23 protein-coding genes are annotated in these 24,680 nt (G+C 54.3%); 16 read left to right on the top strand and 7 right to left on the bottom strand.

What is annotated here, in order from left to right; all coding sequences use genetic code 11:
• Positions 1-238: 238 nt before the first annotated feature.
• The 4 genes from CSC3H3_RS12070 to groL all read left to right on the top strand — a co-directional run bounded on the left by CSC3H3_RS12070 (position 239) and on the right by groL (position 6,130).
• Positions 239-3,295 (top strand): hypothetical protein, encoded by a 3,057-nt coding sequence (locus CSC3H3_RS12070; RefSeq protein ID WP_215907494.1) that lies wholly within the window; start codon positions 239-241, stop codon positions 3,293-3,295.
• A 191-nt stretch (positions 3,296-3,486) separates the two neighbouring features.
• Positions 3,487-3,888 carry a DUF805 domain-containing protein gene (locus CSC3H3_RS12065; protein ID WP_101284966.1) on the top strand — a complete coding sequence of 134 codons (402 nt, stop codon included), beginning with the start codon at positions 3,487-3,489 and terminating at the stop codon, positions 3,886-3,888.
• A gap of 236 nt (positions 3,889-4,124) precedes the next feature.
• The gene (groES, locus tag CSC3H3_RS12060; protein ID WP_073956557.1) at positions 4,125-4,412 is read left to right on the top strand and encodes a co-chaperone GroES; all 288 of its coding nucleotides are present in this window, start codon (positions 4,125-4,127) and stop codon (positions 4,410-4,412) included.
• Between the two features lie 62 nt (positions 4,413-4,474).
• Positions 4,475-6,130, top strand: a complete 1,656-nt coding sequence (gene groL, locus CSC3H3_RS12055; RefSeq protein ID WP_101264430.1) for a chaperonin GroEL — start codon at positions 4,475-4,477, stop codon at positions 6,128-6,130.
• A gap of 291 nt (positions 6,131-6,421) precedes the next feature.
• On the opposite strand, the gene CSC3H3_RS12050 is transcribed toward groL, so the two are convergent.
• Entirely contained in the window at positions 6,422-8,332 is a 1,911-nt protein-coding gene (locus tag CSC3H3_RS12050; protein ID WP_172963419.1) for a GGDEF domain-containing protein, read from the bottom strand.
• A 2-nt stretch (positions 8,333-8,334) separates the two neighbouring features.
• A complete protein-coding gene (gene dctP / locus CSC3H3_RS12045) occupies positions 8,335-9,324 on the bottom strand; it encodes a TRAP transporter substrate-binding protein DctP (protein ID WP_157831886.1) in 990 nt (329 codons plus the stop codon).
• A gap of 286 nt (positions 9,325-9,610) precedes the next feature.
• On the opposite strand from dctP, the gene CSC3H3_RS12040 reads away from it, so the two are divergent.
• From CSC3H3_RS12040 to CSC3H3_RS12025, 4 genes are read left to right on the top strand one after another with little or no spacing between them, the layout of a single operon-like run.
• A complete protein-coding gene (locus CSC3H3_RS12040) occupies positions 9,611-9,940 on the top strand; it encodes an ArsR/SmtB family transcription factor (RefSeq protein WP_101284963.1) in 330 nt (109 codons plus the stop codon).
• Entirely contained in the window at positions 9,933-10,151 is a 219-nt protein-coding gene (locus tag CSC3H3_RS12035; protein ID WP_101284962.1) for a hypothetical protein, read from the top strand. Before CSC3H3_RS12040 ends, CSC3H3_RS12035 begins: the two co-directional genes overlap by 8 nt.
• Positions 10,148-10,450: a DUF3817 domain-containing protein gene (locus CSC3H3_RS12030; RefSeq protein WP_215907493.1), complete on the top strand. Its 303-nt coding sequence runs from the start codon at positions 10,148-10,150 to the stop codon at positions 10,448-10,450. Before CSC3H3_RS12035 ends, CSC3H3_RS12030 begins: the two co-directional genes overlap by 4 nt.
• Positions 10,450-10,845: a CopD family protein gene (locus CSC3H3_RS12025; RefSeq protein WP_101284961.1), complete on the top strand. Its 396-nt coding sequence runs from the start codon at positions 10,450-10,452 to the stop codon at positions 10,843-10,845. Before CSC3H3_RS12030 ends, CSC3H3_RS12025 begins: the two co-directional genes overlap by 1 nt.
• A gap of 111 nt (positions 10,846-10,956) precedes the next feature.
• Here the strand turns inward: CSC3H3_RS12025 and CSC3H3_RS12020 are convergent, their stop codons facing one another.
• The gene (locus CSC3H3_RS12020) at positions 10,957-12,051 is read right to left on the bottom strand and encodes an NADH:flavin oxidoreductase/NADH oxidase (protein WP_101284960.1); all 1,095 of its coding nucleotides are present in this window, start codon (positions 12,049-12,051) and stop codon (positions 10,957-10,959) included.
• 298 nt (positions 12,052-12,349) lie between these two features.
• Here CSC3H3_RS12020 and CSC3H3_RS12015 point away from each other — a divergent pair, with 298 nt between their 5' ends.
• Entirely contained in the window at positions 12,350-12,871 is a 522-nt protein-coding gene (locus CSC3H3_RS12015; protein ID WP_101284959.1) for an Hsp20/alpha crystallin family protein, read from the top strand.
• A gap of 104 nt (positions 12,872-12,975) precedes the next feature.
• Here the strand turns inward: CSC3H3_RS12015 and CSC3H3_RS12010 are convergent, their stop codons facing one another.
• Positions 12,976-14,076 carry a PLP-dependent cysteine synthase family protein gene (locus CSC3H3_RS12010; RefSeq protein ID WP_101284958.1) on the bottom strand — a complete coding sequence of 367 codons (1,101 nt, stop codon included), beginning with the start codon at positions 14,074-14,076 and terminating at the stop codon, positions 12,976-12,978.
• 188 nt (positions 14,077-14,264) lie between these two features.
• Here CSC3H3_RS12010 and fliN point away from each other — a divergent pair, with 188 nt between their 5' ends.
• From fliN to CSC3H3_RS11975, 6 genes are all read left to right on the top strand, one after another.
• Entirely contained in the window at positions 14,265-14,567 is a 303-nt protein-coding gene (gene fliN, locus CSC3H3_RS12005) for a flagellar motor switch protein FliN (protein WP_101264420.1), read from the top strand.
• Between the two features lie 382 nt (positions 14,568-14,949).
• Positions 14,950-17,313, top strand: coding sequence for a glucose/quinate/shikimate family membrane-bound PQQ-dependent dehydrogenase (locus tag CSC3H3_RS11995; RefSeq protein WP_245881100.1), 2,364 nt, complete (start codon positions 14,950-14,952; stop codon positions 17,311-17,313).
• Between the two features lie 177 nt (positions 17,314-17,490).
• Positions 17,491-17,874, top strand: a complete 384-nt coding sequence (locus tag CSC3H3_RS11990; protein ID WP_101284955.1) for a hypothetical protein — start codon at positions 17,491-17,493, stop codon at positions 17,872-17,874.
• A complete protein-coding gene (locus tag CSC3H3_RS11985) occupies positions 17,871-18,065 on the top strand; it encodes a helix-turn-helix transcriptional regulator (protein ID WP_101284954.1) in 195 nt (64 codons plus the stop codon). Before CSC3H3_RS11990 ends, CSC3H3_RS11985 begins: the two co-directional genes overlap by 4 nt.
• Positions 18,066-18,518: 453 nt before the next feature.
• Complete coding sequence (locus tag CSC3H3_RS11980; protein WP_101286212.1) at positions 18,519-20,390, top strand: ribonucleoside-diphosphate reductase subunit alpha; 1,872 nt, start codon at positions 18,519-18,521, stop codon at positions 20,388-20,390.
• 24 nt (positions 20,391-20,414) lie between these two features.
• A complete protein-coding gene (locus CSC3H3_RS11975; RefSeq protein ID WP_101264416.1) occupies positions 20,415-21,443 on the top strand; it encodes a ribonucleotide-diphosphate reductase subunit beta in 1,029 nt (342 codons plus the stop codon).
• A 161-nt stretch (positions 21,444-21,604) separates the two neighbouring features.
• Here the strand turns inward: CSC3H3_RS11975 and CSC3H3_RS11970 are convergent, their stop codons facing one another.
• The 3 genes from CSC3H3_RS11970 to CSC3H3_RS11960 form a co-directional block, all read right to left on the bottom strand.
• On the bottom strand, positions 21,605-22,315 hold the full coding sequence (locus CSC3H3_RS11970; RefSeq protein WP_101284953.1) for a tetratricopeptide repeat protein: 711 nt from the start codon (positions 22,313-22,315) through the stop codon (positions 21,605-21,607).
• 83 nt (positions 22,316-22,398) lie between these two features.
• On the bottom strand, positions 22,399-22,752 hold the full coding sequence (locus CSC3H3_RS11965; protein WP_101264414.1) for a DUF2794 domain-containing protein: 354 nt from the start codon (positions 22,750-22,752) through the stop codon (positions 22,399-22,401).
• A gap of 330 nt (positions 22,753-23,082) precedes the next feature.
• Entirely contained in the window at positions 23,083-23,526 is a 444-nt protein-coding gene (locus CSC3H3_RS11960) for a hypothetical protein (protein ID WP_215907492.1), read from the bottom strand.
• 459 nt (positions 23,527-23,985) lie between these two features.
• On the opposite strand from CSC3H3_RS11960, the gene CSC3H3_RS11955 reads away from it, so the two are divergent.
• Positions 23,986-24,636 (top strand): DUF2659 family protein, encoded by a 651-nt coding sequence (locus CSC3H3_RS11955; protein ID WP_101284952.1) that lies wholly within the window; start codon positions 23,986-23,988, stop codon positions 24,634-24,636.
• The last annotated feature ends 44 nt before the right edge of the window (positions 24,637-24,680 follow it).

Genomic DNA, 24,680 nt, shown 5'->3' with positions numbered 1-24,680 from the left:
AGAGATTGATTTTTGATTTGATGGGGCCGGAGCGCCACCGTTTTCAGTGGTTTTTCCGGCGCGGGTGAAAGGTGGATCTCATGACGATGGCTGCTGATTATTGTGACGAAAATTTCGTTTAAAAATTAAATATATTTCATATTCATCAATTTAAGGTTGATGGTGATTTTGTCGGCCCTTAAAGTTTTTCCATGGAGCCAGCGCGCGGGGTGCTGCTGGCGACAAGGAGAGAGGGGCCATGAAATATTGGGGAAAGCTGCGGGCTTTTATGCTGGCAGGGATGGCGAGCTGCGTTGCAAGCGTTGCCATCGCACAAACATGCGAAACGGCACTGCGCGATACGCCGATGGTGCCAACCGATCATGAATATTGCAAATCGCTAACCGAAACGGTGCGCCATCCCGGTGCGTTGCCATTAAACGAATATGAAGCGGCATTGTCGCAGTTTTTCAATAACTGGTGTCACCGCGATACGGCATCGGGCTGGGTGCGTGACAAATATGTCCGCGATACCGGCCCCTATACCGCCGCCCGGGTTGCCGGGCAGAAAGGCGCGCCATGGGACGGAACCTATCACGGGACGCATGCGCCGGTTGTGATCTGGTATTCGCCCGATATGGTGACATGGCTGGAAAAAAACCGGCCCACCGGCAAAGCCCACCCGGACCCGCAAGCCGCCATTCCCGATGGCGCGATGATGGTGAAGGAAATGTATCCCGAACCAGCGGCAGCCTGCGCCAAATACGACCCCAACTATCTTTTCCCAACCAGTGGTGCTGCGATTATGGTGCGTGATGCACAAGGGTCAAAGGATGGCTGGTTTTGGGGCTGGTATGGCTGGCCCGGTGAAGGCTGGGCACCAGATTGGCCCGCGGGCGAAAGCAATGCGCCGCCCAATATGGGTTTTGGGCAATATTGCGTGAATTGCCATGGTTCTGCCCACGACCTGACTTTTGCCGAAGAACGCAATATGGAAGGCCATCCCGGCCAGCCGGAAGTGTTTTTGTCGCAGGACTTTTTTGCCGGTCAATATATCGGCACAGGTGCCGTACCGCGAACCGGGACGAAAGCCACGGCAACCGCCGCAGCCGATGATGATATGGGCGATGATATCCATTCCCTGCGGGCGCATATGGAAGCACGACCAGTGCCGCATGGCCAAAAACGTGCCGAGCCATTACAGGAATTGCTGGCACTGCTGCGCAAGGCAGACCGGTTTGGTGCCGTGCCGGACCACAGCTTTATCATGCCATCGCAAACCTATGACAATGTCTGGATGCCGGCCAAAGGGCCATCGCCGCAAAGCCAGTATCTGACCAGTGACCAATGCACTGGATGCCACGATGCAGGCAGCACTGGCCTGCAGTTTGATATGACAATGCCGGACCCGCAAAGCGACAAGCTGCTTAATTTGTCGCCCTATGCAACATGGCGGTCATCGCCGATGGGCCTTGCCGGGCGTGACCCGATCTTTTTTGCGCAAATGGCAAGTGAGACCCAGACCTTCCATCATGACCAGGCCGATCTGGTGCAGACAACTTGTTTGGGCTGCCACGGTATTTTGGGCCAGCGGCAATTCCAGATTGACCATGCAACCGATAATGCCGGTGATTGCGGTGTATTTGACCGCGATATTGTTAATGCCGTGCCATATCCGCCCGAAAACCCGAGTGCAGGCCACGCATCCTATGGGGCGCTGGCACGCGACGGAATTTCATGCATGGCTTGCCATCAGATGGTGCTGGGCAAGGAGGCGACGGAAAAATATGCCAATGACCCGCAAAATGCCTGTGTGCTGAAACGCCAGGAATTGATCAATGCGGATAATACCGGTTTTGGCAAAACCTTTACCGGCAGTTTCCTGGTTGGTCCGGCAGGCAAGCTGTTTGGCCCGTTTGATAAACCCCAAACCCACCCGATGGACTATACCCTGGGCATCAAACCGGAAAAGGGTGATGCGATCAGCACATCGGAAATGTGCGGGACCTGCCATACGGTACATTTGCCCGTGCTGCATGATGGTAAGACAATTGCCCATGTATACGAGCAGACAACCTATGCCGAATGGGCCTTTAGCGCCTATCGCACGGGAACCACTATTGACGGGCCATTGCCCGGCGGTGCGGGATCGGTGCCGGAAACCTGCCAGGATTGCCATATGCCTTCGCGTGATGAAGGTGGCACATTCAAAAGCAAGATTGCCAGTATCCAGGAGTTTTCAAATTTCCCGGCGGCAGCCAACACCTTTGCGCCCGGAGATATCGACCTTGAACAGCGCGAAGGATTTGCCAAGCATACGCTGGTGGGGCTGAACCTGTTTCTGGTGAAAATGTTCCAGCAATTCCCTGACATTATGGGCGTGCCAACCGCAGACCCGATGATGAATTCCAAAAAGGCGATTGATCCGCTGGAATTGACCGCACGCGCGATTAACCAGCAGGCGGAAAATGATACGGTCAGTATCAGCCTTGGCGATGACCGTGTTATTGCCAATGGCAAGCTTGGTGCAACTGTCAGTATCACCAGCCATACCGGGCATAAATTCCCATCAGGTGTCGGATTCCGCCGTGCCTTTGTGAATTTCGAGGTGCTGGATGCCAGCGATAAGGTGATTTGGGCATCGGGCCGGGTGAACAAGGCCGGGGTGCTGGTGGATCAGAATCATAAACCGATCACAGGCGAATTGTGGTGGGATGAAAGCTGCAATGCGCGGATTGAACCGGATAAGCGCCTGCATCAACCCCATTACGAGGTGATAACCAGCCAGAACCAGACGCAGATTTATCAGGAACTGGTCAGCACTCCGCCGCTGGATGGTTCGCAATTTGCCTGTGGGCATAATGTGCGGCCACAGGGGGAACTGACGACCAGCTTCCTTTCGATTTGTGCCGAGGTAAAGGATAACCGCCTGCCGCCGCCTGGCTATCTTGGTCTGGCGGAACGGACGGAAATTTCCAAGGCGTTGGGAGCAGGGGCCGACCTTGCCGAAGATGCCGGCTTTACCGCCGTTGGCACCGACCCGGATTATGTGGGGCCGACCGAACAGGGCGGGGATAGCCTGCGCTACGAAATCAGCCTGAAAGAAATTGATGGCACCCCGGCAAAGGTACGCGCGCGGCTTTATTACCAGGCCACACCGCCCTTTTACCTGCAGGACCGTTTCTGCACGGCAAAAGGCGATGATACCGACCGCCTTGCCTATCTGGCGCAGTATTTGAACCTTGATGGTACCAAGGCTGAAAACTGGGCATTGAAGCTGGTTGATACCGGGCCTGTTGATATTGCAAAACAATAGGAACAATGCCCGTTAACAGGCGTTGAGCAGACCATTAAAACCGGTACAGAGGGCAAACCTTCTGTGCCGGTTTGTTTGTGTGTTTCAATGTTGTATCGCTTCGGTTGCAATCGGATTTTCTCGGATTGTGAGGTGTGGTGTTATCGGCACGGGCGGTGTATGAGGGATTTTTCATATTTGCGGGGGATGGAATGAATTTTGGCGAAGCGATCCGTTCCGGATTCATGAATTACATCAATTTCAAGGATAGATCGTCGCGATCGGCCTTCTGGTGGTGGGAGCTGTTTGCCCTGATCGCGGCAACGCTGCTATCGATTATCGATACCGCGTTATTTGGCTGGGATAATACGACAGGACCGTTAAATTCGCTGTTTAATCTGGTCGCGTTCATTCCAACGCTTGCACTTGGTGTGCGCAGGCTTCACGATACGGACCGGTCAGGCTGGTGGATGCTGCTGATCTTTTTGCCCTTGATCGGGATGATTGTGCTCATTATCTGGTGGTGCAAGCCAACCCAGCTTGGTCCTAATCGCTTTGGCCCGATGCCCGCGGATTATTACCGCCAGAACGGCGTGGGTGATGCCGATTTTTAAGGGGTGGCCAGCCTTATTTGCCGGGTTTAGGGGGGCTGACAGGGCAGGTCCTGTTTTTTCGCGAATGTGGCGGAAAATATGACTTTTTTGCGACCTGTACCTTTGGGGTGTTGACAATTTCCGAGCGTTCCCATACATGCTGTTAGCACTCGCCGGGGGTGAGTGCTAACCATGGCTCATCCCGGTTAGTATCGTAAACATTTTGAGCCTTAGCTTATTAAACGGAGTTGTCGAAAATGAAGTTCCGTCCGTTACATGATCGTGTACTGGTACGTCGCGTCGAATCTGACACCAAGACTGCCGGTGGCATCATTATCCCGGATACCGCGAAAGAAAAGCCGCAGGAAGGCGAAGTCGTCGCGGTTGGCTCAGGCGTTCGCAAGGAAGACGGTTCGCTCGTCGCCCTTGACGTTAAAGCTGGTGACAAGGTTCTGTTCGGCAAATGGTCGGGCACCGAAGTCAAGCTTGACGGCGAAGAACTGCTGATCATGAAAGAATCCGACATTATGGGTATTCTGGCCTAAGTCAGCCCGTTTGGGTGATGAAGGTTTGATGTTCATCCGTCTCATAGAGAGGAAAGAATACAATGGCTGCTAAAGACGTAAAATTCTCGACCGAAGCCCGCGCCAAGATGCTGCGTGGCGTCGATATCCTTGCTGATGCCGTTAAAGTGACGCTCGGCCCGAAAGGCCGTAACGTTGTCATCGACAAATCCTTTGGCGCACCGCGCGTGACCAAGGACGGCGTTTCGGTTGCCAAGGAAATCGAACTGTCGGACAAGTTTGAAAACATGGGCGCACAGATGCTGCGCGAAGTGGCTTCCAAAACCGCCGATCTGGCTGGTGACGGCACCACCACCGCGACCGTTCTGGCCCAGGCTATCGTTCGTGAAGGCAACAAGGCTGTTGCTGCCGGCATGAACCCGATGGACCTGAAGCGCGGTATCGACCTCGCAACCGGCAAGGTTATTGAATCGGTCATCAGCCGTGCACGCAAGGTTTCGGGTAAAGACGAAATCGCACAGGTTGGTAACATTTCTGCCAATGGCGACCGTGAAGTCGGCGACATGATCGCTGAAGCCATGGAAAAGGTTGGTAACGAAGGCGTTATCACCGTTGAAGAAGCAAAAGGCCTGCACACCGAACTCGACGTTGTCGAAGGCATGCAGTTCGACCGCGGTTACCTGTCGCCGTATTTCGTAACCAATCCGGAAAAGATGGTTGCTGAACTCGACAGCCCGTACATCCTGCTGTTCGACAAAAAGGTTTCTTCGCTGCAGCCGATGCTGCCGCTGCTCGAAGCCGTTGTTCAGTCGGGCAAGCCGCTTCTGATCATTGCTGAAGACGTTGAAGGCGAAGCCCTGGCAACCCTGGTTGTCAACAAGCTGCGCGGCGGTCTGAAGATTGCTGCTGTTAAGGCTCCGGGCTTTGGTGACCGTCGTAAAGCCATGCTTGAAGACATCGCCATCCTCACCGGTGGTCAGGTCGTTTCTGAAGATCTCGGCATCAAGCTTGAGAATGTCAGCCTCGACATGCTCGGTACCGCCAAGTCGGTTACCATCACCAAAGAAGAAACCACCATCGTTGACGGTGCTGGCGAGAAAGCACAGATCGAAGCCCGCGTTGGCCAGATCCGCGCTCAGATCGAAGAAACCACCTCTGATTACGATCGTGAAAAACTGCAGGAACGTCTGGCGAAACTCGCTGGCGGTGTTGCCGTGATCAAGATCGGTGGCGCTTCGGAAATCGAAGTGAAAGAACGTAAAGACCGCGTTGACGATGCTCTGCACGCAACCCGCGCTGCTGTTGAAGAAGGCATCGTTGCTGGTGGTGGTACGGCTCTGCTGTACGCAACCCGCGCGCTTGACGGTCTTGAAGGTGCAAACCACGACCAGACCATCGGTATCGACATCGTTCGTCGCGCTCTGCAGGCTCCGGTCCGCCAGATCGCACAGAACGCCGGTGTTGACGGTGCCGTTGTTGCTGGCAAGCTGCTCGAGCAGGACGACGTTGAATTCGGTTTCGACGCCCAGAAGAGCGAATACACCAACCTGGTTAAAGCCGGCATCATCGACCCGGCCAAGGTTGTTCGTACCGCACTTCAGGACGCAGCTTCGGTTGCTGGCCTGCTGATCACCACCGAATGCATGATCGCTGAAAAGCCGGAAGAAAAATCTGCCGGTGGCGCACCTGACATGGGTGGCATGGGCGGTATGGGTGGCATGGGCGGTATGGGCTTCTAAGCCTTACCCACCAGCTTACCTTACGGTTAGGAAAAGGGCTCCGCTTTGCGGGGTCCTTTTTCGTTGGGGATCCGCCGATGGTAAGCGGTGGTGTGCCCGGATATAACTGGTTGGGTCTTCGCCACCTTGCGGCTGAGTTATGTGTGTTTGGTTAGTTATCGGCCGCAGTCTGGTGCAGCGTCGTTTGCGCGGCACAGGCGATGGTGGACTGCCATCGTTATTGACGGCAGTTTCGCACGGTTCCGGAAGGGGGCAGATGAAATGCCCCCCCTCGAATTGACAGCTTGGTGTTCAGCCCGCGTCTTTTAGTGACGTTACGGCAACATCATTGGTGCCGGTCGCGTGGCAAACGCGGTTGCGGCCGGTTTCCTTGGCTTCATAAAGCGCCCAGTCGGCCCGTTTCAGGGTGGTGAGGGGATCTTCATCATCCTGGTTGGTGGCAACACCCGCGCTAAGGGTGATTTTGATGCGGTGCTTGCCGGCCTGGATCGGGCTGTTTTCAATTTTGCGACGGATGCGTTCGGCCAGGGTCACACCGGCCTGGCTATCGCTGTGGGGCAGCAGAATGACGAATTCTTCACCGCCGAGGCGGAAGAACAGTTTTTCTTCTTCGAACCGCAGGCAGCCAAGAGCAAGGCTGGCAACGTTTTTAAGAACAATATCACCGCAATTGTGCCCATAGGTGTCATTGACCCGTTTGAAATGGTCCACATCCAGCATGATCATGCTGTAGGGCGTGCCAATACGACGGGTTTGGGCGTGGATGCGTGCTACACGGTCTTCGAACGCAGCCCGGTTAAACAGGCCGGTTAACGGGTCATGGCTGGCTTCAAATTCCAGTTCTATGCGGCGCAGTTTTTGCTGATGCACGTTTTTAAGCAGGCCGATCATGCGTTTGGGGTGGTCATCATCGCCCCATTCAATGACCGAACCTGAATGCTGGAACCACACCCACTGGCCGGTGCTGCCTGCCTGCATGCGGACCTCGATTTCAAAAACCGGTTTGCTGCCAACGATATGTTCATCGATGGTGTGGCTGAACAATTCACGGTCATCGGGGTGGATGCGATCGGCAAAGCTTTCAAAGGTCAGGCAGATTTCACCCTGCGGCAGGGCCAGCAGGCCATAAAGGTTGGACGAGAAATAGCCTTTCTGTTTTTCAAAATCCCAGTCCCACAGGCCCTGGCCGGTTGAATCCAGCGCGAATTGCAACCGTTTGTCGAGTTCGTTGCGACGGCGCGCATCGCGGCGCTTTGCCCGCCTGTCGATGCGGATTTGTAAAAACAGAAACAGGGTAACAGCCACCACCACGATGGACGCGATAATGGCGCTGCGACGCGTAACCTCGAAGGCATCCATAAATTCGCTGACGGGCACCTGCATGTAAATGGTTACAGGCAGGCCAGGTATGTTGCGTTTGCCCAGCACGAAATCACCCAGAATGGTGACGGAATTCGCCTCCATCGAATGTTCGTCATAATAAAACGCCCAGAAGGCATTTTCCTTTTTCTCGGATAGCCATTTTGGTGTTTTGGCGGAATTGAGATGGGATTCGGTGGTTAGATTGACATTGTTATAGGTTGATATGCGTGTTTTTGATTTGGCAAGAAACCGTTCAAGGGGGGTGTCCTCGTACGGGGTGGCAGCACGGACAAGAACAATAACGACGCCGGAAAATGTACCGTTTTTGGCCCACATGCCCCGTTCAATGGCAACATATCCCGCCTTCATCCCGACATTTTCGGACGCGCGCAAAGCCGGTTCCTGCCAGGAATCACGGTGGCGGGCCAGAATGGCTGCTGTTGGCAGGTTTTGGGCATTCAGGCCCTGAAAGGTAAATTCGTGAACAATGTTGCCTGATGCATCAAGCTGGATATAGCCCACAAGGTCGCGGTCATCCTGGATGATGGCGGCAAGCTGGTCTTCCAGTGTTGTGACGGGCTGATTGGCCAGAATGGCGCGGGTGGCAATCAGGGCAACACCATCGGCCTTTAGCAGGGTGACGGAAAGATTATCGGCATAGGTGGCAATGGCGAAATCGGTGGTATCAAGCGCCTTGTCGCGGGCGACATGGTGTTCTTTCAATGTTTGCGCGCCCAGCATGAACAGAATGCCCAAAAGCAGCCCGATTGACAGAAACACGCTGAGAAAATCTTCGTCAAGGAAGCGACGCAGGCGCGAAATGTTGTGAGGTTTTTTCATCATCATTGCCCCGCAAACTGTTCGAGGGTTTGCAGGGCCTTGCTGGAGATGCCAATGGTGTTTGCCATATCATCCTGATGGGCAAGCAGCAGAACACGTTCGTTGCGGCGGGCGGTTTCATCGGGTTCGACGATATTGATATTGTGGGCGATCAGCATTTCGATCGATTTTTTCTGATCCTGTGCGGCGAGGTCGCGGCCTTCGTCGATCATATTTGCCCAGGCGGTGGTCAGTGTGGTTTGCATTTGGGCGGGCATGCGGTTCCAGATATCAAGTGACACCAGCGGGATATAAAACGGGTAGTAGGAATGGCTGAAAAAGGCATGACGAATGCCATGGTCCCACAGCGATGCGCTGGCAACTGTGCTGGTTGTGGTTAAAAGCCCGTCAATTTCACCATGATCAAGGGCGTCAGGCACATCGGGCCAGGGAATAAGCACCGGAATTGCCCCCATGGCCTTAAGGCGCAGGGCATTGCCTTCGCCCCCGGCATAGCGGATACGAAGCCCTTTCAAGTCATCAAATGTGCGGATGACCTGATTGCGGGTGAAAATATGCGCAGGGCCCAGATCCAGCCATTTGCCCAGCACCCGCACCTTTAATTTCTGTTCAAGCGACTGGTTAAGGGCAAGGCCAAAGGTGCCATCGACCAGTTCACGGACTTTTTGCGTTTCCAAACCCATAAAGCCTGGCAGCAACAGGGCATTCAGGTCCGGGGCGAAGCGGCCAAGATGCCAGATACCGGGTGCGGCAATGGCGACACGTCCGCCAGAAAGGGCTTCTGCAACGTCACGGTCCTTGAAGGCCTGGGCGGAATGAAGAACGCTGAAATGATGGGTGCTGATGCGGGTATTCAGGTCGGCGGCGTAATGTTCAAGAAACCGGGTTTGAAAATGGCTGGCGGTGTTTTCGGTGGAGAGGTGAATTTCAGCCGCGCGCAGGCTGCCTGCAAACAATGTCAGGGCACATGCAATCACAATGGATAGGCGCAAGCTTGGCATCATAACCCCACATCACAGACCAGCCCGGCAAAGGGCTTTCAGGCAGCTTTCAAATGATTCCAGGAAAGTTTTTTATTAACCGCCATTGTCGGCAGAGGCTTTGACTCAGGTCAATATTTATTATTCTATCAGATAGTATTTCCATCTAAAGTATAGTTTATATTTATCTGATATTTATGGGGCCGCTGATATGGCAGCTGATGGACAAAGCATTTCCATATTGCGTAAGAAAAAAATTACATGTAATTAATTTCTGACGTTATGAGGATTCCACCCGATGCATGATGCACAGACCCTTTTAAGCCAGCTTCAGGCCCTGTCGCACCCGGTGCGGCTGTGGGTTGTGGCGATGCTGGCGCGCGAGGGGGAATTGTATGTCAGCCATCTTGCCCGCGAAGCCGGCATCAGTCGCCCGCTTATGAAAATGCACCTTAAGAAACTGGAACTGGCCGGGCTGGTTTGTTGTGAAAGCGGCCTCGCGGAAAACGGCAAGGCTGCGAATTTTTACCGGGTTACGCCCTTTGCGCTGACCCTGACGCCAGAAACAATTGCGCAGGCTGATCCCGATGCCAGCCTTGCGCCCCACCAGGGAGACAGGGATGACTGAAACGTCGCCTTTCACCATGTTGACCATCTTGATATTGATCACGGTCTTTCTGATTTTTGCGATGAAATATGTCGCACAGATTTTCCGTGCCCGAAGCGATGCCGCCATTGCCATGCAGACCAGCGTTGAAACAGGTGCCGTGCGTGCGGAAATGAAGGCGTTTGACCAGCGCCTTGAACGCATTGAAAAACTGCTGCGCGAGGTGGAATGATGCCAGGGCGGATGTTGCGCATTGGCGCGATGGCAGAGGCAGTGACGCTGTTATTGCTGGTGGGGATTGCCGTGCCGTTAAAGCATTTGGCGGGGATTGAAGAAGCAACCCGTTTGATGGGGCCAATCCATGGGGTGGCGTTTCTGTTTTTTGCCTGGCTGGTCATTCGTGCCCGGTTTGAAGGGCTGATTGATGGCGCTGCGCTGGGACGGTTGATGATTGGTGCCTTCATCCCGTTTGGCGGCTTTGTAAATGAACGCTGGTTGCGCACATCGCTTGATCAGGGGAAGGGGCAGTGATGTTATATCTGCTGGTAAAATCGGCGCATATCCTGGCGATTATCACCTGGATATCGGGCATGGTAGGTGTGGCGCTGTTTTTGTCCTATCCATCGGCCTGTATTGCAAAGCCGATTGCCCAATGGGACCGCAAGGTTACATCACCGGCCATGATGCTGGCCTGGGTGCTGGGCCTGGCGTTGGCCTATATGGGCGGGTGGTTTGGTGATGGCTGGTTGTGGGCAAAGCTGGTGGCAGTGTTTTTACTGTCGGGTTTGCATGGGGCGCTGTCGGGGAAGTTGCGCCGTGTTGGCGCAAGTGATGCGCCCGAAGGACAAAATGTAACGCCATTTCTGGCCGGGCTGTTTGGCTTTGTCGTGGTTATTGTGGTGCTGGTGGTGACCAAACCATTTTAAATCCGGCGGCCTCGCCATTTTGCGCATTCCCATGCATCTGAAAGGCCGGGAAGAGCAAACGGTTTTTGAAATTGAAGCGGCCCGGGATATTTCACCCGGGCCGTTTTGTGTTTATTCAAACAGTTCTTTGTATATGCGGGGCTGGCAGCGCAGATACTGGCTGGGGGCCTTGATAGTGGCACCCAGTGCGGCCGCGGCATGCCATGGCCAGCGCGGATCATACAGAATGCCCCGCGCAAGCGCGATGGCATCGGCCTGCCCGGTGCCGATAATGGCTTCGGCCTGTTCGGGTTCGGTAATCAGGCCAACGGCAATGGTGGGAAGGCTCGTTTCCGCCTTGATGCGATCAGCAAACGGGACCTGATAGTTCGGGCCGACAGGGATTTTCTGTTCGGTATGCAGGCCACCAGAACTGACATGGATAAAGTCACAGCCACGTTTTTCCAGTTCGCGGGCAAAAACCAGGCTTTGATCCAGGTCCCAGCCCCCATCAACCCAGTCGGTGGCGGAAATGCGAAAACCCACCGGCTTTTCTGATGGGAAGGCATCGCGAACGGCTTCAAAAATTTCCAGGCCAAAACGCATGCGGTTTTCAAGGCTGCCGCCATATTGATCGTCGCGCTGGTTTGACAGGGGCGACAGGAACTGATGCACAAGATAACCATGTGCGCCGTGCAGTTCGATGACATCAAGGCCCAAACGTGCGGCACGATGCGTGGCATCGACAAAAGCCTGTTTGATTTCTTCGATGCCTTCAACGGTCAGGCTTTCGGGGGTGGGGTTACCATCGATAAAGGGGATGGCTGACGGGGCTACAACCTGCCAGCCATTTTCATCATCGGGGGACAGGGCTGCACCGCCATCCCAGGGTTTGGCAGTGCTGGCTTTGCGCCCGGCATGGGCAAGCTGGATGCCAATCGGCATGGGGGAATGGGCGCGAATGGCATGAAGGGCTTTGCCAAGGGCCTCTTCGGTTTCCGTATCCCACAGGCCAAGGTCGCCATAGGAAATGCGGCCTTCTGGCGTAACGGCTGTTGCCTCGATAATCAGAAGTCCGGCACCAGAAAGGGCCAGATTGCCCAGATGGATATTGTGCCAGTCGGTCGCTTTGCCGTTATCGGCGCTATATTGGCACATGGGCGCAATGATGATGCGGTTTTGCAAATTCAACTGGCCCAGCGCCAGTGATGAGAAAAGTTTGCTCATGGGGTGATCCTGTAAAAGGTGGGGACGCACAAACGCGCCTGCATATGGGGCCATCTTAAACAGGGTATTGGCGCGCCGCCAATGTGTTTTGCGCAATCGGCGCGGACACAATTTTGTGTAAGAAGGGATGGCCAGAAATTGCAAAAATTTTGGGAAAAAAATTCACTATCCCCTTGCGAGGGGAAAATAGCGATCTACATTTTGGTTTGAAAGGGCCATGGTGGCCTTGATCGCGCAACGGTTGCAGCCGGGCTGGACCAAAAAGCGCAAGAATGCTCGTCTAGTATGGAGAGTAATTATGACTGGTCTTTCGAATGTTAATGGTGTTTCCCGTCGTCTCGTAAATGCTCCGGCATTTGGCGATCCTTTTGGCGTGTTTTCCCGCGATATTGACCGCGTGCTGGGTTCATTCCTGCCGCGTGCTGCATTCCGTACAGCAGTTGGTCGTGGTGAATCTGGTGCCGCAGAAGGGCAGGAAACTGCAAAAATCCTTAATCCCCGTATCGATGTTCATGAAAGCGACACCGCAATCGAGCTAAGTGCTGAATTGCCGGGTGTTGAACAGCAGGATGTGGATGTTTCCGTCCTTGAAGGTGTTCTGACCATCAAGGGTGAAAAGAAATCAGCCCGTGAAAGCGATGAAGGTGCGCGCGTTGTTGAGCGCAGCTATGGCAGTTTCATCCGGTCTTTCCGTTTGCCTGATACCGTTGATGCCGACAACATTTCGGCGGCGTTTAAAAACGGTGTTCTGACACTTTCGCTGCCAAAAGTTGCAGAACAGAAGCCGGAGCCGCGTAAAATTACCGTTGCCGGTGCCTGATTTGCATCCTGACTTGAATAAATGACGAACGAACGGAGACGGGCGGGGATTTCCCCGCCCGTTTTTCGTTTTGTATTGCTGATTGGTGCCGGAACGTGCTGATCTCAGGCGCTGTGGCGTTGCAGCTTCATATCGAAAATGCCGGTTTCATCAAAACGGTCAAAGGCTGCCTGCCAGGGGGCAAGGTCAATGCCCTGATCGGTGATCCATTGCGGGTTATAATAGGTGTCGCTGTAGCGATCCCCGCCATCGCAAAGCAGGGTAACAACCGATCCGGTTTCGCCAGCCTGTTTCATTTCGCTGATCAGTGCCAGAGTCGCCACCAGATTGGTGCCGGTAGACCCGCCACAGCGGCGGCCAAGGTGTTTTTCCAGATATTGCAGGGCGGCAAAGCTGCCCGCATCGGGAATGCGCATCATATGGTCAACCACAGTGGGGTTGAAGCTGGGTTCAACCCGCGGGCGGCCAATACCCTCAACCCGTGAGCCACATGTGCCGGTGATGGAGACATCGCCTGTTGCGTAGGCATCGTAGAAAACGGAATTTTCCGGGTCGGCAACGCATAATTCGCAGCCATTTGACAATACCTTGCCATAGCGGATGAAGCGGCCAATGGTTGACGATGTGCCGCCGGTGCCGGCCCCAACAACGATCCAGCGTGGGGTGGGGTGGGGTTCGCGGGCAAGCTGTTCAAAGATGCTTTCGGCGATATTGTTATTGCCGCGCCAGTCGGTTGCGCGTTCGGCATAGGTGAACTGGTCCATGTAATGGCCGTTCAGTTCGCGCGCCAGACGATGGGATTCGTCATAGATCATGCTGCCATTATCAACCAGGTGGCATTCACCGCCATAAAAGGTTATTTTGGCAATCTTCTGCGGTGATGTGGTTTTGGGCATCACGGCAATAAAACGTAGGCCCAGCAGGCGGGCGAAATAGGCCTCGGACACGGCTGTTGAGCCACTTGATGCCTCAATGATGGGCGTGCCCTTGGTGATCCAGCCATTGCACAGGCCATATAAAAACAGCGACCGCGCCAGACGATGTTTCAGGCTGCCGCTGGGATGTGTTGATTCATCCTTCAGATACAGACCGATATCGCCAAGCTGTGGCAGATCAAGCTTGATCAGGTGGGTATCGGCGGAGCGGGTGAAATCGGCTTCGATCCGGGCGATGGCATCGGCCACCCATTGGCGATCCTGCGACATGGTTATCCTGTTTCTGTCAAATGCGTCTTTGGGAAAAACTTCAAGCTGTTTCGTTTAGTGGATAATTATACATAAATCCACCGTAGTTTTTGAAAACTGCTTGCTAACCAAATTTTCAGGGGTAGGCTATAGAAACAAACGCACGGAAATTTTGCGTTCACACCCGTTTTGCAGGATCGCTGGTAGATATGGCCGATAGTGACAAAGACCCTTACGAAAAACGCTATGGCGAAAGCGAAATTGGCGCGGCCTACGATATCCCGGTGCGTGTTTCGACCGTGATTGGCAAAAGCCAGATCCAGGTAGCGCAGCTGATGCGCCTGACCCGCGGTGCCGTGCTGGAGCTTGACCGCAAGGTAGGGGAGCCGGTTGATATTTATGTCAATAACCGGTTGGTGGCACGCGGTGAACTGGTGGTGGTTGATGACCGGCTGGGCGTGACAATTACAGAAGTGATCAAATCGGGCATGGTGATTGAAACCCACCATTAATGGCGGGTTCTTTGCCCGGAATTGGCGCATTGATGAAACGGGCCCTGCCATATGGTGGGGCTTTTTGTTTATGTGCGATGAAATTGGACAGGCCAAGGAACCTGCCGAACCGTTTTGCGTTTTGGAATTAAACACATTTTTCATTCCATCTGTTGGGGCTGGCCGTACGGCTTTAATCGGCCTGATTTCCCGCTATTCAATCTGTTGTCTGGTGGCGTTGCGATGCGATTGGCAATGGCTTTGATGTGATGAAAACCCGCAGGCCCGAAAATGGGGGCGGGGTGTTCCCTGAATTTGCGTAACGTGCCTTTGCTGCCCTTGATGACCTGATTGGACCGGGCCGGGTTTTAAAAAAAGGTGCGTTGCCGAACTGCAAAACGAAATGGAACAGAAGATGGTTAATCTGCTGAGCGTTGTCGTCTTTGCATTGATCGGTGCTGTGCTTGCCGCTGGCGGCGCATGGCTGATTGTGCTGGGCGGTAGCTGGTATTATGCCATTGCCGGGATCGCCTTTTGGGTGACGTCATGGCTGCTGCATCGCCGCAAGCCGCTGGTATTATGGTTTTATGCAATTTTCCTGATCGGCACCCTGATCTGGGCGATGTGGGAAGTTGGGCTGGACTGGTGGCAGTTGGCGCCGCGTGGCGGTGTGCCGGTGCTGCTTGGTTTGTGGCTGTTAACACCCTGGGTGCGTCGCGGGTTGGCAAGCCCGTCAAATGGGGCCGCGACAGGCAAAGTACCCAGCACAATCGGCCTTAGTATGGCGGTTGTTATCACGATCGTTGCGGCTGTTGCCTCGATGGTCAGTGATTCAACGGCGATTAATGGGCGCCTGAATGACAAGGTGGTGGCGCAAAACCCTGACATGGGAAACAAAATTCCCGCCGGGGACTGGCACCAGTATGGTCGCACGCAATATGGGCAGCGTTATTCGCCGCTTGATCAGATCAATGTTAAAAATGTCGGCGATCTGCGCGAAGCCTGGCGTTATGAAACAGGTGACGTTCGTCAGTCCGAAGACGTGCCGGAAACGACCTATCAGGTGACGCCGCTTAAGGTGGGCGATACCCTTTATCTATGCACCCCGCATAGTTGGGCCGTGGCGATTGATGCCAAAACCGGCAAGGAAAAATGGAAATTCGACCCCAAGGTTGGCATGAATTCCGATCGCCAGCATCAGACCTGCCGGGGTGTTACTTATTATGCTGATCAGAATGCCACGGCAGATGACCATTGTGCGGAACGGGTTTACCTGCCAACGTCAGATGCCCGTCTGATTGCGCTGGATGCCAAGGATGGCAGTGTTTGTGAAAGCTTTGCTGATAACGGCACGCTCCATCTTGAACAGAATATGCCCCACAAGCCATCGGGCTATTATTATTCGACATCACCGCCCGTTGCCGTTGATGGCAAAATCATTATTGGCGGTGCCGTGAATGACAATTATTCGACCAAGGAACAGTCGGGTGTCATCCGCGCCTTTGATATCCATACTGGTGAATTGCTGTGGAACTGGGATTCCGGTAACCCGACGGAAACCGAACCCTTAAAGGAAGGCGAAAAATACACAACCAATTCCCCCAATAGCTGGTCGGTCTTTTCCGTCGATGAAGAACTGGGCATGGTTTACATCCCGCTGGGCAACCAGGTGCCGGACCAGTTGGGCATGAATCGCAGCGAGAATGTCGAGAAGTTTTCATCCTCCATCGTGGCGCTAAGTGTGAAAACCGGGCAGGTTCAATGGGTACGTCAGACGGTGCATCATGACCTGTGGGATATGGATGTGCCCGCCCAGCCGGTTTTGATCAATATTTCCGACGAAATGGGCAACGAAACCCCGGCATTGGTCGGCCCGACCAAGCAGGGCGATATCTATGTGCTGGATCGTCGCACGGGTGAACCCTTGATCAAGGTACGGGAAAAGGCAGCACCCGGTGGTGCCATCCCCGAGGACCATACAGCCCCGACGCAGCCGGTTTCAGACCTGACCTTCATGCCGGAAAAACTGACCGGGCATGATATGTGGGGCATTACCCTGTTTGATCAGTTGGCTTGCCGCATTGCGTTTCACCGGTTGAACTATGAAGGGCGCTATACCCCGCCATCCCTGCAGGGATCGCTGATTTATCCGGGTAATTTCGGTACCTTTAACTGGGGCAGTGTCGCGGTGGACCCAAAACGCCAGGTGATGTTTGGCATGCCGACCTATCTGGCCTTTACCTCCAAATTAATCCCGCGTGATGAGGTGCCGCCACAGGGTTCCAAAAAAGCCAGTGAAATGGGCATCAACCAGAATGAAGGCGCACCTTACGCCGTTAGCATGGGTCCGTTCCTGTCACCGGTTGGTGTTCCCTGCCAGGCACCGCCCTGGGGTTATGTTGCCGGGGCCGATTTGCGCGATGGCAAAATTGCCTACAAGCATAAAAACGGCACTGTCTACGACATGACGCCCTTGCCCCTGAAAATCAAACTGGGTGTGCCAGGTATTGGCGGCCCGATGATTACGGGCGGTGGTGTGGCCTTTTTGGGTGCGGCCGTGGATGATTTTTTCCGCGCCTATGACCTGACAACCGGCAAGCAGCTGTGGGAGGCGCGCCTTCCTGCTGGTGGTCAATCTACCCCCATGACCTACACCACCGATGATGGCATACAATATGTTGTGATTGTTGCGGGTGGGCATGGCTCCATCGGTACCAAGCCGGGGGATTATGTGATGGCCTATAAATTGCCAGATAATAACAAATAGCCTGGTTTCGCGGGCATGTGCGGGAGGATCAACCCCGCATGCCTGCCCGGAAAACTGCCGGAAAGGAGCCTCATCGGGGCTCCTTTTTTGTGGCCGGTGATGTAAAGGGTGCTTTACATGTGTCGTCCTGTGTGCAAAACACCATGTAAAGGATGCTTTACATGGTGGATGAGGATTATGGAGCAGGCAAAACGGCAATATCTGATAGAGTTTCTGGGGGCGCTGGGGGTGTATTTTGTGTTGCTGATGCTGTCGATCTGGCTGTTAGCCGTTTATGTGCAAAACGATGCCTTGCGGGCTGTGGTGGCGGTGCTGCCAATGTTGCCCTGTATTGGCATGTGCTGGGTTGTGTTGCGCGCGCTGCGCCGGCTAGATGAAATGCAGCGTCAGATCCAGTTGGAGGCCCTTGGTTTTGCCTTTGCCGGGACGGCGGTGATTAGCCTGACTTACGGATTTTTACAAAATGTGGGCGCACCCGATATTACGATGTTTGCAGTTTGGCCGGTGATGGGTGTGCTGTGGTGCCTGGGGCTTGTATTGGCAAACCGGAGGTATCGTTGAATAACCGTATTGCCGAACTGCGCCGTGTGCGTGGCTGGTCCCAGGCTGATCTGGCGGGGTTGCTTGATGTGTCACGCCAGACGGTGAATGCCATTGAAAAGCAGCGCTATGACCCCAGTTTGCCGCTGGCATTCAGGATCGGCCGGATATTTGAATGTCGAATCGAAGACGTATTTTTCGAAGCGGAATAAGCGATTTTACGCAATTTGATAGCCCGATGGTTGCGGGTTTGGTGGTTTTTCGATCCGGAACGTGTGCGAAAGCCGTGTGTGCGTTTTTTCGATGTTTCGCTTGACCGTTTCAGCCTGGTTTTGGTGATAGCGCCCGAATCATTGGATATCCGGGCTTGCAACAAAATTGATACAATCAATGGATAAAAAATTAAGCCCGAACACCAGATATAGTGTTTTCAAACCAGTCTGGAATATGCATAAACTTGCCTCGCAAATAAAAAGGGACACGGGAACACACCCGTAAGAAACCACCATATCTGGTATGAATGGCTTGTCGTCTGCGGCATATGTGCGCGGACGGATGGGTATTTGTGCGTCATAAAGGTGGCTGGTGTGGCCCGTCGCATATCGTTTTGGCGACGTATCGGTAATGGCCGGTAAACGCATAGTTTGAGGGATACCAGCATGAAAATGCTAGATGTCGTGCAGCATGAAAAAGGCGCGCGGGTTATTGTTGACCGTACACGTGACGAATTGCTCACCGATTTTGGCAAGGCCGTCCTGACTGACCGTTATCTGATGCCCGGCGAAAGCTATCAGGACCTGTTTGCCCGTGTCGCCAGCTATTACGGCGATGATGCCGGTCATGCGCAGCGCATCTATGACTATATGTCAAAGCACTGGTTTATGCCGGCAACCCCGATTCTGTCGAATGGCGGTACTACCCGTGGCCTGCCGATTTCGTGCTTTCTGAACGAAGCAGACGATAATCTTTCCGGCATTGTTGATTTGTGGACGGAAAATGTATGGCTGGCGGCGCGCGGTGGCGGCATTGGTTCCTATTGGGGGAATTTGCGGTCCATCGGTGAAAAAGTTGGCAAAAACGGCAAAACATCCGGTGTTGTGCCCTTTATCCGGGTGATGGACAGCCTGACGCTGGCGATCAGCCAGGGGTCGCTGCGGCGTGGGTCGGCAGCGGTTTACCTGCCGGTCAGCCACCCGGAAATCGAAGAATTTGCCGAAATGCGTCGCCCGACCGGTGGTGACCCCAACCGTAAAACCCCGAACCTGCACCAGGGCGTTGCCATTTCGGACGCTTTTATGCGCGCCGTTGAAAATGACGAGGAATGGGCCCTGACATCGCCGAAAGATGGCCATGTCATTCGCAAGGTTTCGGCCCGTTCGCTCTGGATCCGCCTGCTGACCTCGCGCGTGGAAACCGGCGAGCCCTATATGCTGTTTATCGATACGGTAAACCGTGCGGTGCCGCAGCATCACAAAATGGCGGGGCTGAGCGTTAAAACATCGAACCTGTGTGCTGAAATCACGCTGCCGACTGGCCGTGACCAGCATGGCGGGGACCGCACGGCAGTTTGCTGCCTGTCATCGCTTAACCTTGAGCATTACCTGACCTGGAAGGACGAGCCGCAATTCATCGAAGATGTGCTGCGCTTCCTTGATAACGTTCTGGAAGATTTCATTGAAAATGCGCCAGACAGCATGGCTCGCGCGAAATATTCGGCAATGCGTGAACGGTCTGTCGGCCTGGGTGTGATGGGTTTCCATTCGTTCCTGCAGTCACAGGGCATTCCCATTGAAGGCGTGATGAGCAAGGTCTGGAACAACCAGATTTTTGATCATGTCCAAAAGCAGGCTGATGCGGCATCCGAAAAGCTGGCTGACGAGCGTGGTTCCTGCCCCGATGCGCAGGAATATGGCATGAAAGCACGTTTTTCCAACAAAACCGCGATTGCGCCGACGGCATCGATCTCGATCATTTGTGGCGGCGCGTCGCCGGGGATCGAACCGATGGCCGCCAATTCCTATACCCACAAGACGCTGTCGGGGTCGTTTAACGTGCGCAACAAGTATCTGGCACAGGTGCTTGAGGAAAAAGGCCAGAATAATGAACAGATTTGGACCTCGATCACGGTGCATGAAGGATCGGTCCAGCATCTTGATTTCCTGTCTGATCTGGAAAAGGACGTGTTTAAAACCGCGTTTGAAATTGACCAGCGCTGGCTGATCGAACTGGCCGGTGACCGTGCCTCGAAGATCGACCAGGCGCAGTCGCTGAACATTTTCCTGCCGTCAAACGTGCATAAGCGCGATTTGCACCAGATCCATTTCCAGGCATGGAAAAAAGGCGTGAAAAGCCTTTATTACTGCCGGTCGAAATCGATCCAGCGTGCCGAAGTCGTTGCCAATGTGCCGCGCAAGGAAAAGGCGGCCGAGCTTGACATCGACGCCGTTCTGGCCGCGGCCCGCGCTGCGGGCGGTGCCCTTGCCGCGCAGGACGGCGGATCGCAAACCGAATATGAAGAATGCCTTGCGTGCCAATAAGGCCCCTGCGGAAAAGAGACGGAAATGACTGAAGAAAAAACCATGGACCTTCTGACCGAAAACCCGGTCTACAAGCCATTTCGTTATCCTTGGGCCTATGAAGCCTGGCTGACCCAGCAGCAGATTCACTGGCTGCCGGAAGAAGTGCCGCTGGCCGATGATGTCAAGGATTGGAACCACACGATTACCGATGCGGAACGGAACCTGCTGACGCAGATTTTCCGTTTCTTTACCCAGTCGGATATCGAGGTGAATAACTGCTATATGCGGCATTACACCCGTGTGTTCAAACCGACCGAAGTACAGATGATGCTGGCGGCCTTCTCAAACATGGAAACCATCCATGTTGCGGCCTATTCGCACCTGCTTGATACCATCGGTATGCCCGAGGCAGAGTATGAAGCCTTCTTCCAGTACAAGGAAATGAAGGACAAATACGATTACATGCAGATTTGGGGTATCGCCCCTGAAGACGAATATACCGACGAACGCGGTGATTTGCGCCTGACCGAAGACGGCATGCGCAAAATGGCAAAGACGCTTGCTGTGTTTGGTGCCTTTACCGAAGGCCTCCAGCTTTTTGCATCCTTTGCCATGCTGATGAACTTTCCGCGCTTTAACAAGATGAAGGGCATGGGCCAGATCGTGACATGGTCGGTGCGTGATGAAAGCCTTCATTGCGAAAGCGTCATTCGCCTGTTCAAGACCTTTACCCGCGAAAATCCGCAAATCTGGGATGATGCGATGCGGGCGGATTTGCTGGAAGCCTGCCAGACCATCGTGACCCACGAAGATGCCTTTATTGATCTGGCGTTTGAGGCGGGTGCCGTTGAAGGTCTGACGCCGGATGATATCAAAAAGTATATCCGCTATATTGCCGATCGCCGTTTGACCCAGTTGGGCTTGGAGCCGACCTACCACATCGAGGATAATCCGCTGCCGTGGATGGATGCGATGCTGAATGCGGTCGAGCACACCAACTTCTTTGAAAACCGCGCAACCGAATATTCCAAGGCAGCCACCCGTGGCACCTGGGACGAGGCATTCAGCTGATTAAAGCCGCCTTTGCCGGTAAAGCATCGAGGCCTTCGGGAGGTGATCCCGAAGGCCTTTTTCTTTGAAGTGTTCGGGGCTTAAGCGTCGCCATGGTGCAAGAACAATGTTAGCGCCGTTATCATTGCGTGGCGCCATACGGGGACGGCGGCAGACCGGCATCAGTGAATGCTGGTGCCCAGCCGGTCTTCTACCCGGCGGATTTCCTCGGGGCGCAGTTTTTGTTCCAACAGGGCAATCGCCTTGCCGGGATCTGCCTCAAGCTCGGTTCCTGGTGGGGTGTTGATTGGTTTCAGGGCTGAAAGGCGCAGCCAGTAATAGGCTTCTGACAGGTCAGGGTTAACACCCCAGCCGCGTTCATACATGGCCCCGATCATATATTGCCCGGCGGGCATGCCCATTTGGGCTGCTTTCAGGTAATAGCGCGCCGCGTCGACATAATTTTGCATCGCACCCCGGCCATGCATGTATTGTTCGGCCAGCAGGAAGGCGGCATCGGCATTATCACCATTGGCATCCAGCGAACGTTTGAAAAAATCTGTGGCTTTGAACTGGTCATAGGAAACGCCCCAGCCATTAAGATATAGCAGCCCCATATAATAAAGGGCATTGGGGTGATTGGCCCGGGCCGCCACGCCAAACCATTTTGCAGCACTGTCGTAATCCGTGCGGCCGACTTTGCCGCGATAATAAATCAGCCCCAGTGCATAGGCTGCACGCGGGTCGCTATTGGCGACGTCCTGCCATTGTTGAAGCGCGCTTTTGTAATTACCCGCCTTATAGGCAAGGTAACCTTCCTTGTAATCTGCCCGGGCGCTGGTGATGTCGGCCATTGTGGCGAAACCGCCAACAACACCGACAAGCATCAGCATGCGAAAAGGTTTGCCAGACAGGTGTGACGGGCAGGGCGGAAGGCAGTAAGAACGGAAATTTCGCATCAACGGGACCGGTTTTGTTAGCGGTTTTTAAACAGCGGAACCACCTTGCTGGCGCGTTTTTCAATCGCCTCCAGGATGGTTTCAAGCTGTGAACTTTGTTTGATTTTAACGCCGCTGTGAAGGGCAAGATATTGCCCGGCATTTTTTTGGTCAGCGGGCAGTTTGATCACGGCGAAAAGTGGACTTTCGTGAGTGGATCGAAACATGGAAAACATGGCCATGCCATCAAGTTGGTCGATTGCGTAATCACGCCACGCACCACCCGCCACCTGCCGGGAATAGATATTCATCAGTTTTTGAAGTTCGGCCCGATTGAAATGGACGAAAGTTTTACCTTTGCGGTATTGCGCCAGATTCAGAAGTGTTCCCATGCCGTTCTCCGGACTGTGGAAAGGCCGATTGTCATTTAAGATTTACAATCACCCCAATACGGTAGCGCGCTTTGCACGGCCCCTCAAGCCGCAAAGCCGGGCATGCTGGTAAATTTCCGGTCATTTACGCAATTATTGCCATGGGCTGGGGGCGGAAATTTGCAAATGTGTCCGCAACCGCCACCATCGCAGGCAGGCGGCGAGGGGCATACGCCACTTAGGGGCAGGCTAAATGCCGGGAGGATGCAAAGGTGTTTTGGGGACTGCGTGCCGGGATTGCACGACTTCGTTAGCGGTTTGACTGGGGCATAATCGGGTGCGACGGGCGCCTTACAGGCTGCGCCCGCGTGTGGGGGGCCAGTCAATCGGGCGTTTGCCGGTATTGTACGGGTCCGGGGTGGCATAGCAGGTAACAGCGGCCAGGCTGCGATAGCAGTAAAGCGGTGGTTCGGGGATCGGGTCGGTTTTGCAATAGGGCTCGCCCATGCTTGATCGCACGGTGGAGCAATCGCGCCCGGTGGACATGGAAACGATATGATCGACAATGGTTTTGTCGGTATTGATGATCGAGACGACATCAAGGGCGATATACCATTGTGTCGCAGTCAAAAGATCCGTCCCGGTAGCGGTGGCAACCGTGTCGTCAAAGGCAGCACAGGCAGTAAGACCGGAAAACGCAGAAAGCATTGTTACGCCAACCGCACAGCCCCGCACGCGCCTTGCAATGCCATGCAGGGGGCCTTCATGGCGGGCTTGCGCCTGGTTTGCGTGCATAAATGTCGCCTTCATGCGGTTCTACCCCTATGCATCCCGGACAATTTTGCCGGGTTACGGTTGCAATGATCTGTTCCCCAAAACTTTCATAGCAAACAAAGCAAGTTCTGTGCCGGTTAAATTGCCTGTTGCGCCAGTATGGGTGTTGCGGGCGGAATCCGCTGCTTTGCGGTTATTTATGTTGTGCTGGCAGGCAATAATTGCGAGCGGCGTGTTTATGCAAGCGTCAAGGCTGGGCGCTCAGCGCGCGTGCAGGGTGAAAAAATTGCCGGGAAAGCCCCGATTTGCCCGCAGGTTGCGTGAAAAGCGGCCAATTTCGCCCCCGGTGCGGTTAAATTGCACCTGAACTGCGCAGCGCCCTTGACCCCTTGGGCAGTGGCGCGTTAAATCCTTGCCGTCATTTTATTCTGACTGGCGGGCAGGTGCCCGCTTTATTTTGATCGAATTGGAGCGGGTTTCGTGGTCGATATTTTCCAGGAAGTCGAAGAAGACCTCAAGCGCGAGCGCACAGAGCGCCTTTGGCGCAAATACGGCAAGGTGGTTGTTGCCGTGGCAGCCGTTATTGTTCTGGGCGTTGCGGGTCGCGAGGGCTGGAAAAGTTATGAGCATTCCACCCGTATTGAAAACGGTACGCGCTTTGCCAATGCGCTGGAACTGGTCAATGCTGGCCCGGATAAAAGCCAGGCTGCCCTTGATGCGTTTGACACCATCATTGCCAAGGGCGATGACGGCTTTGTCGCGCTGGGCCATTTCCAGAAGGCCCGCATTTTCCTGAGCCAGAACGAAACGGCAAAGGCTGTGACCGAGCTTGAGGCGATTGCCTCAGATAGCGACGTTGACAAGGTTTACCGTGATCTGGCTGTTGTGCAGATTGCCATGAATAGCGGCACTGCGGACAATGCCGATGCCCTGATCGCACGTTTGAAGCCGATAGCTGTGCCGGAAAATACCTGGTATCACTCGGCCCGCGAGATGATGGCGGTTCTTAATATTGCAGCCGGTAAAAAGGACGAGGCAAAATCGCTTCTGACCGAACTTGCCGATGATAAAACGGCACCGGCAGACATGCGCGGCCGTGCCAGCGAACTTCTGAAGGCGATCAAGGCCTGATTTGCCTTGGAGCGTTTGCTCATCTTTTTGGATACCTGCCGGGA

This window comes from Thalassospira marina, assembly GCF_002844375.1.
GTDB classification, from domain to species: Bacteria; Pseudomonadota; Alphaproteobacteria; order Rhodospirillales; family Thalassospiraceae; genus Thalassospira; species Thalassospira marina.
The sequence above is the reverse complement of the archived record's forward strand: the minus strand, read 5'-3'. Positions and strand labels throughout refer to the sequence as shown.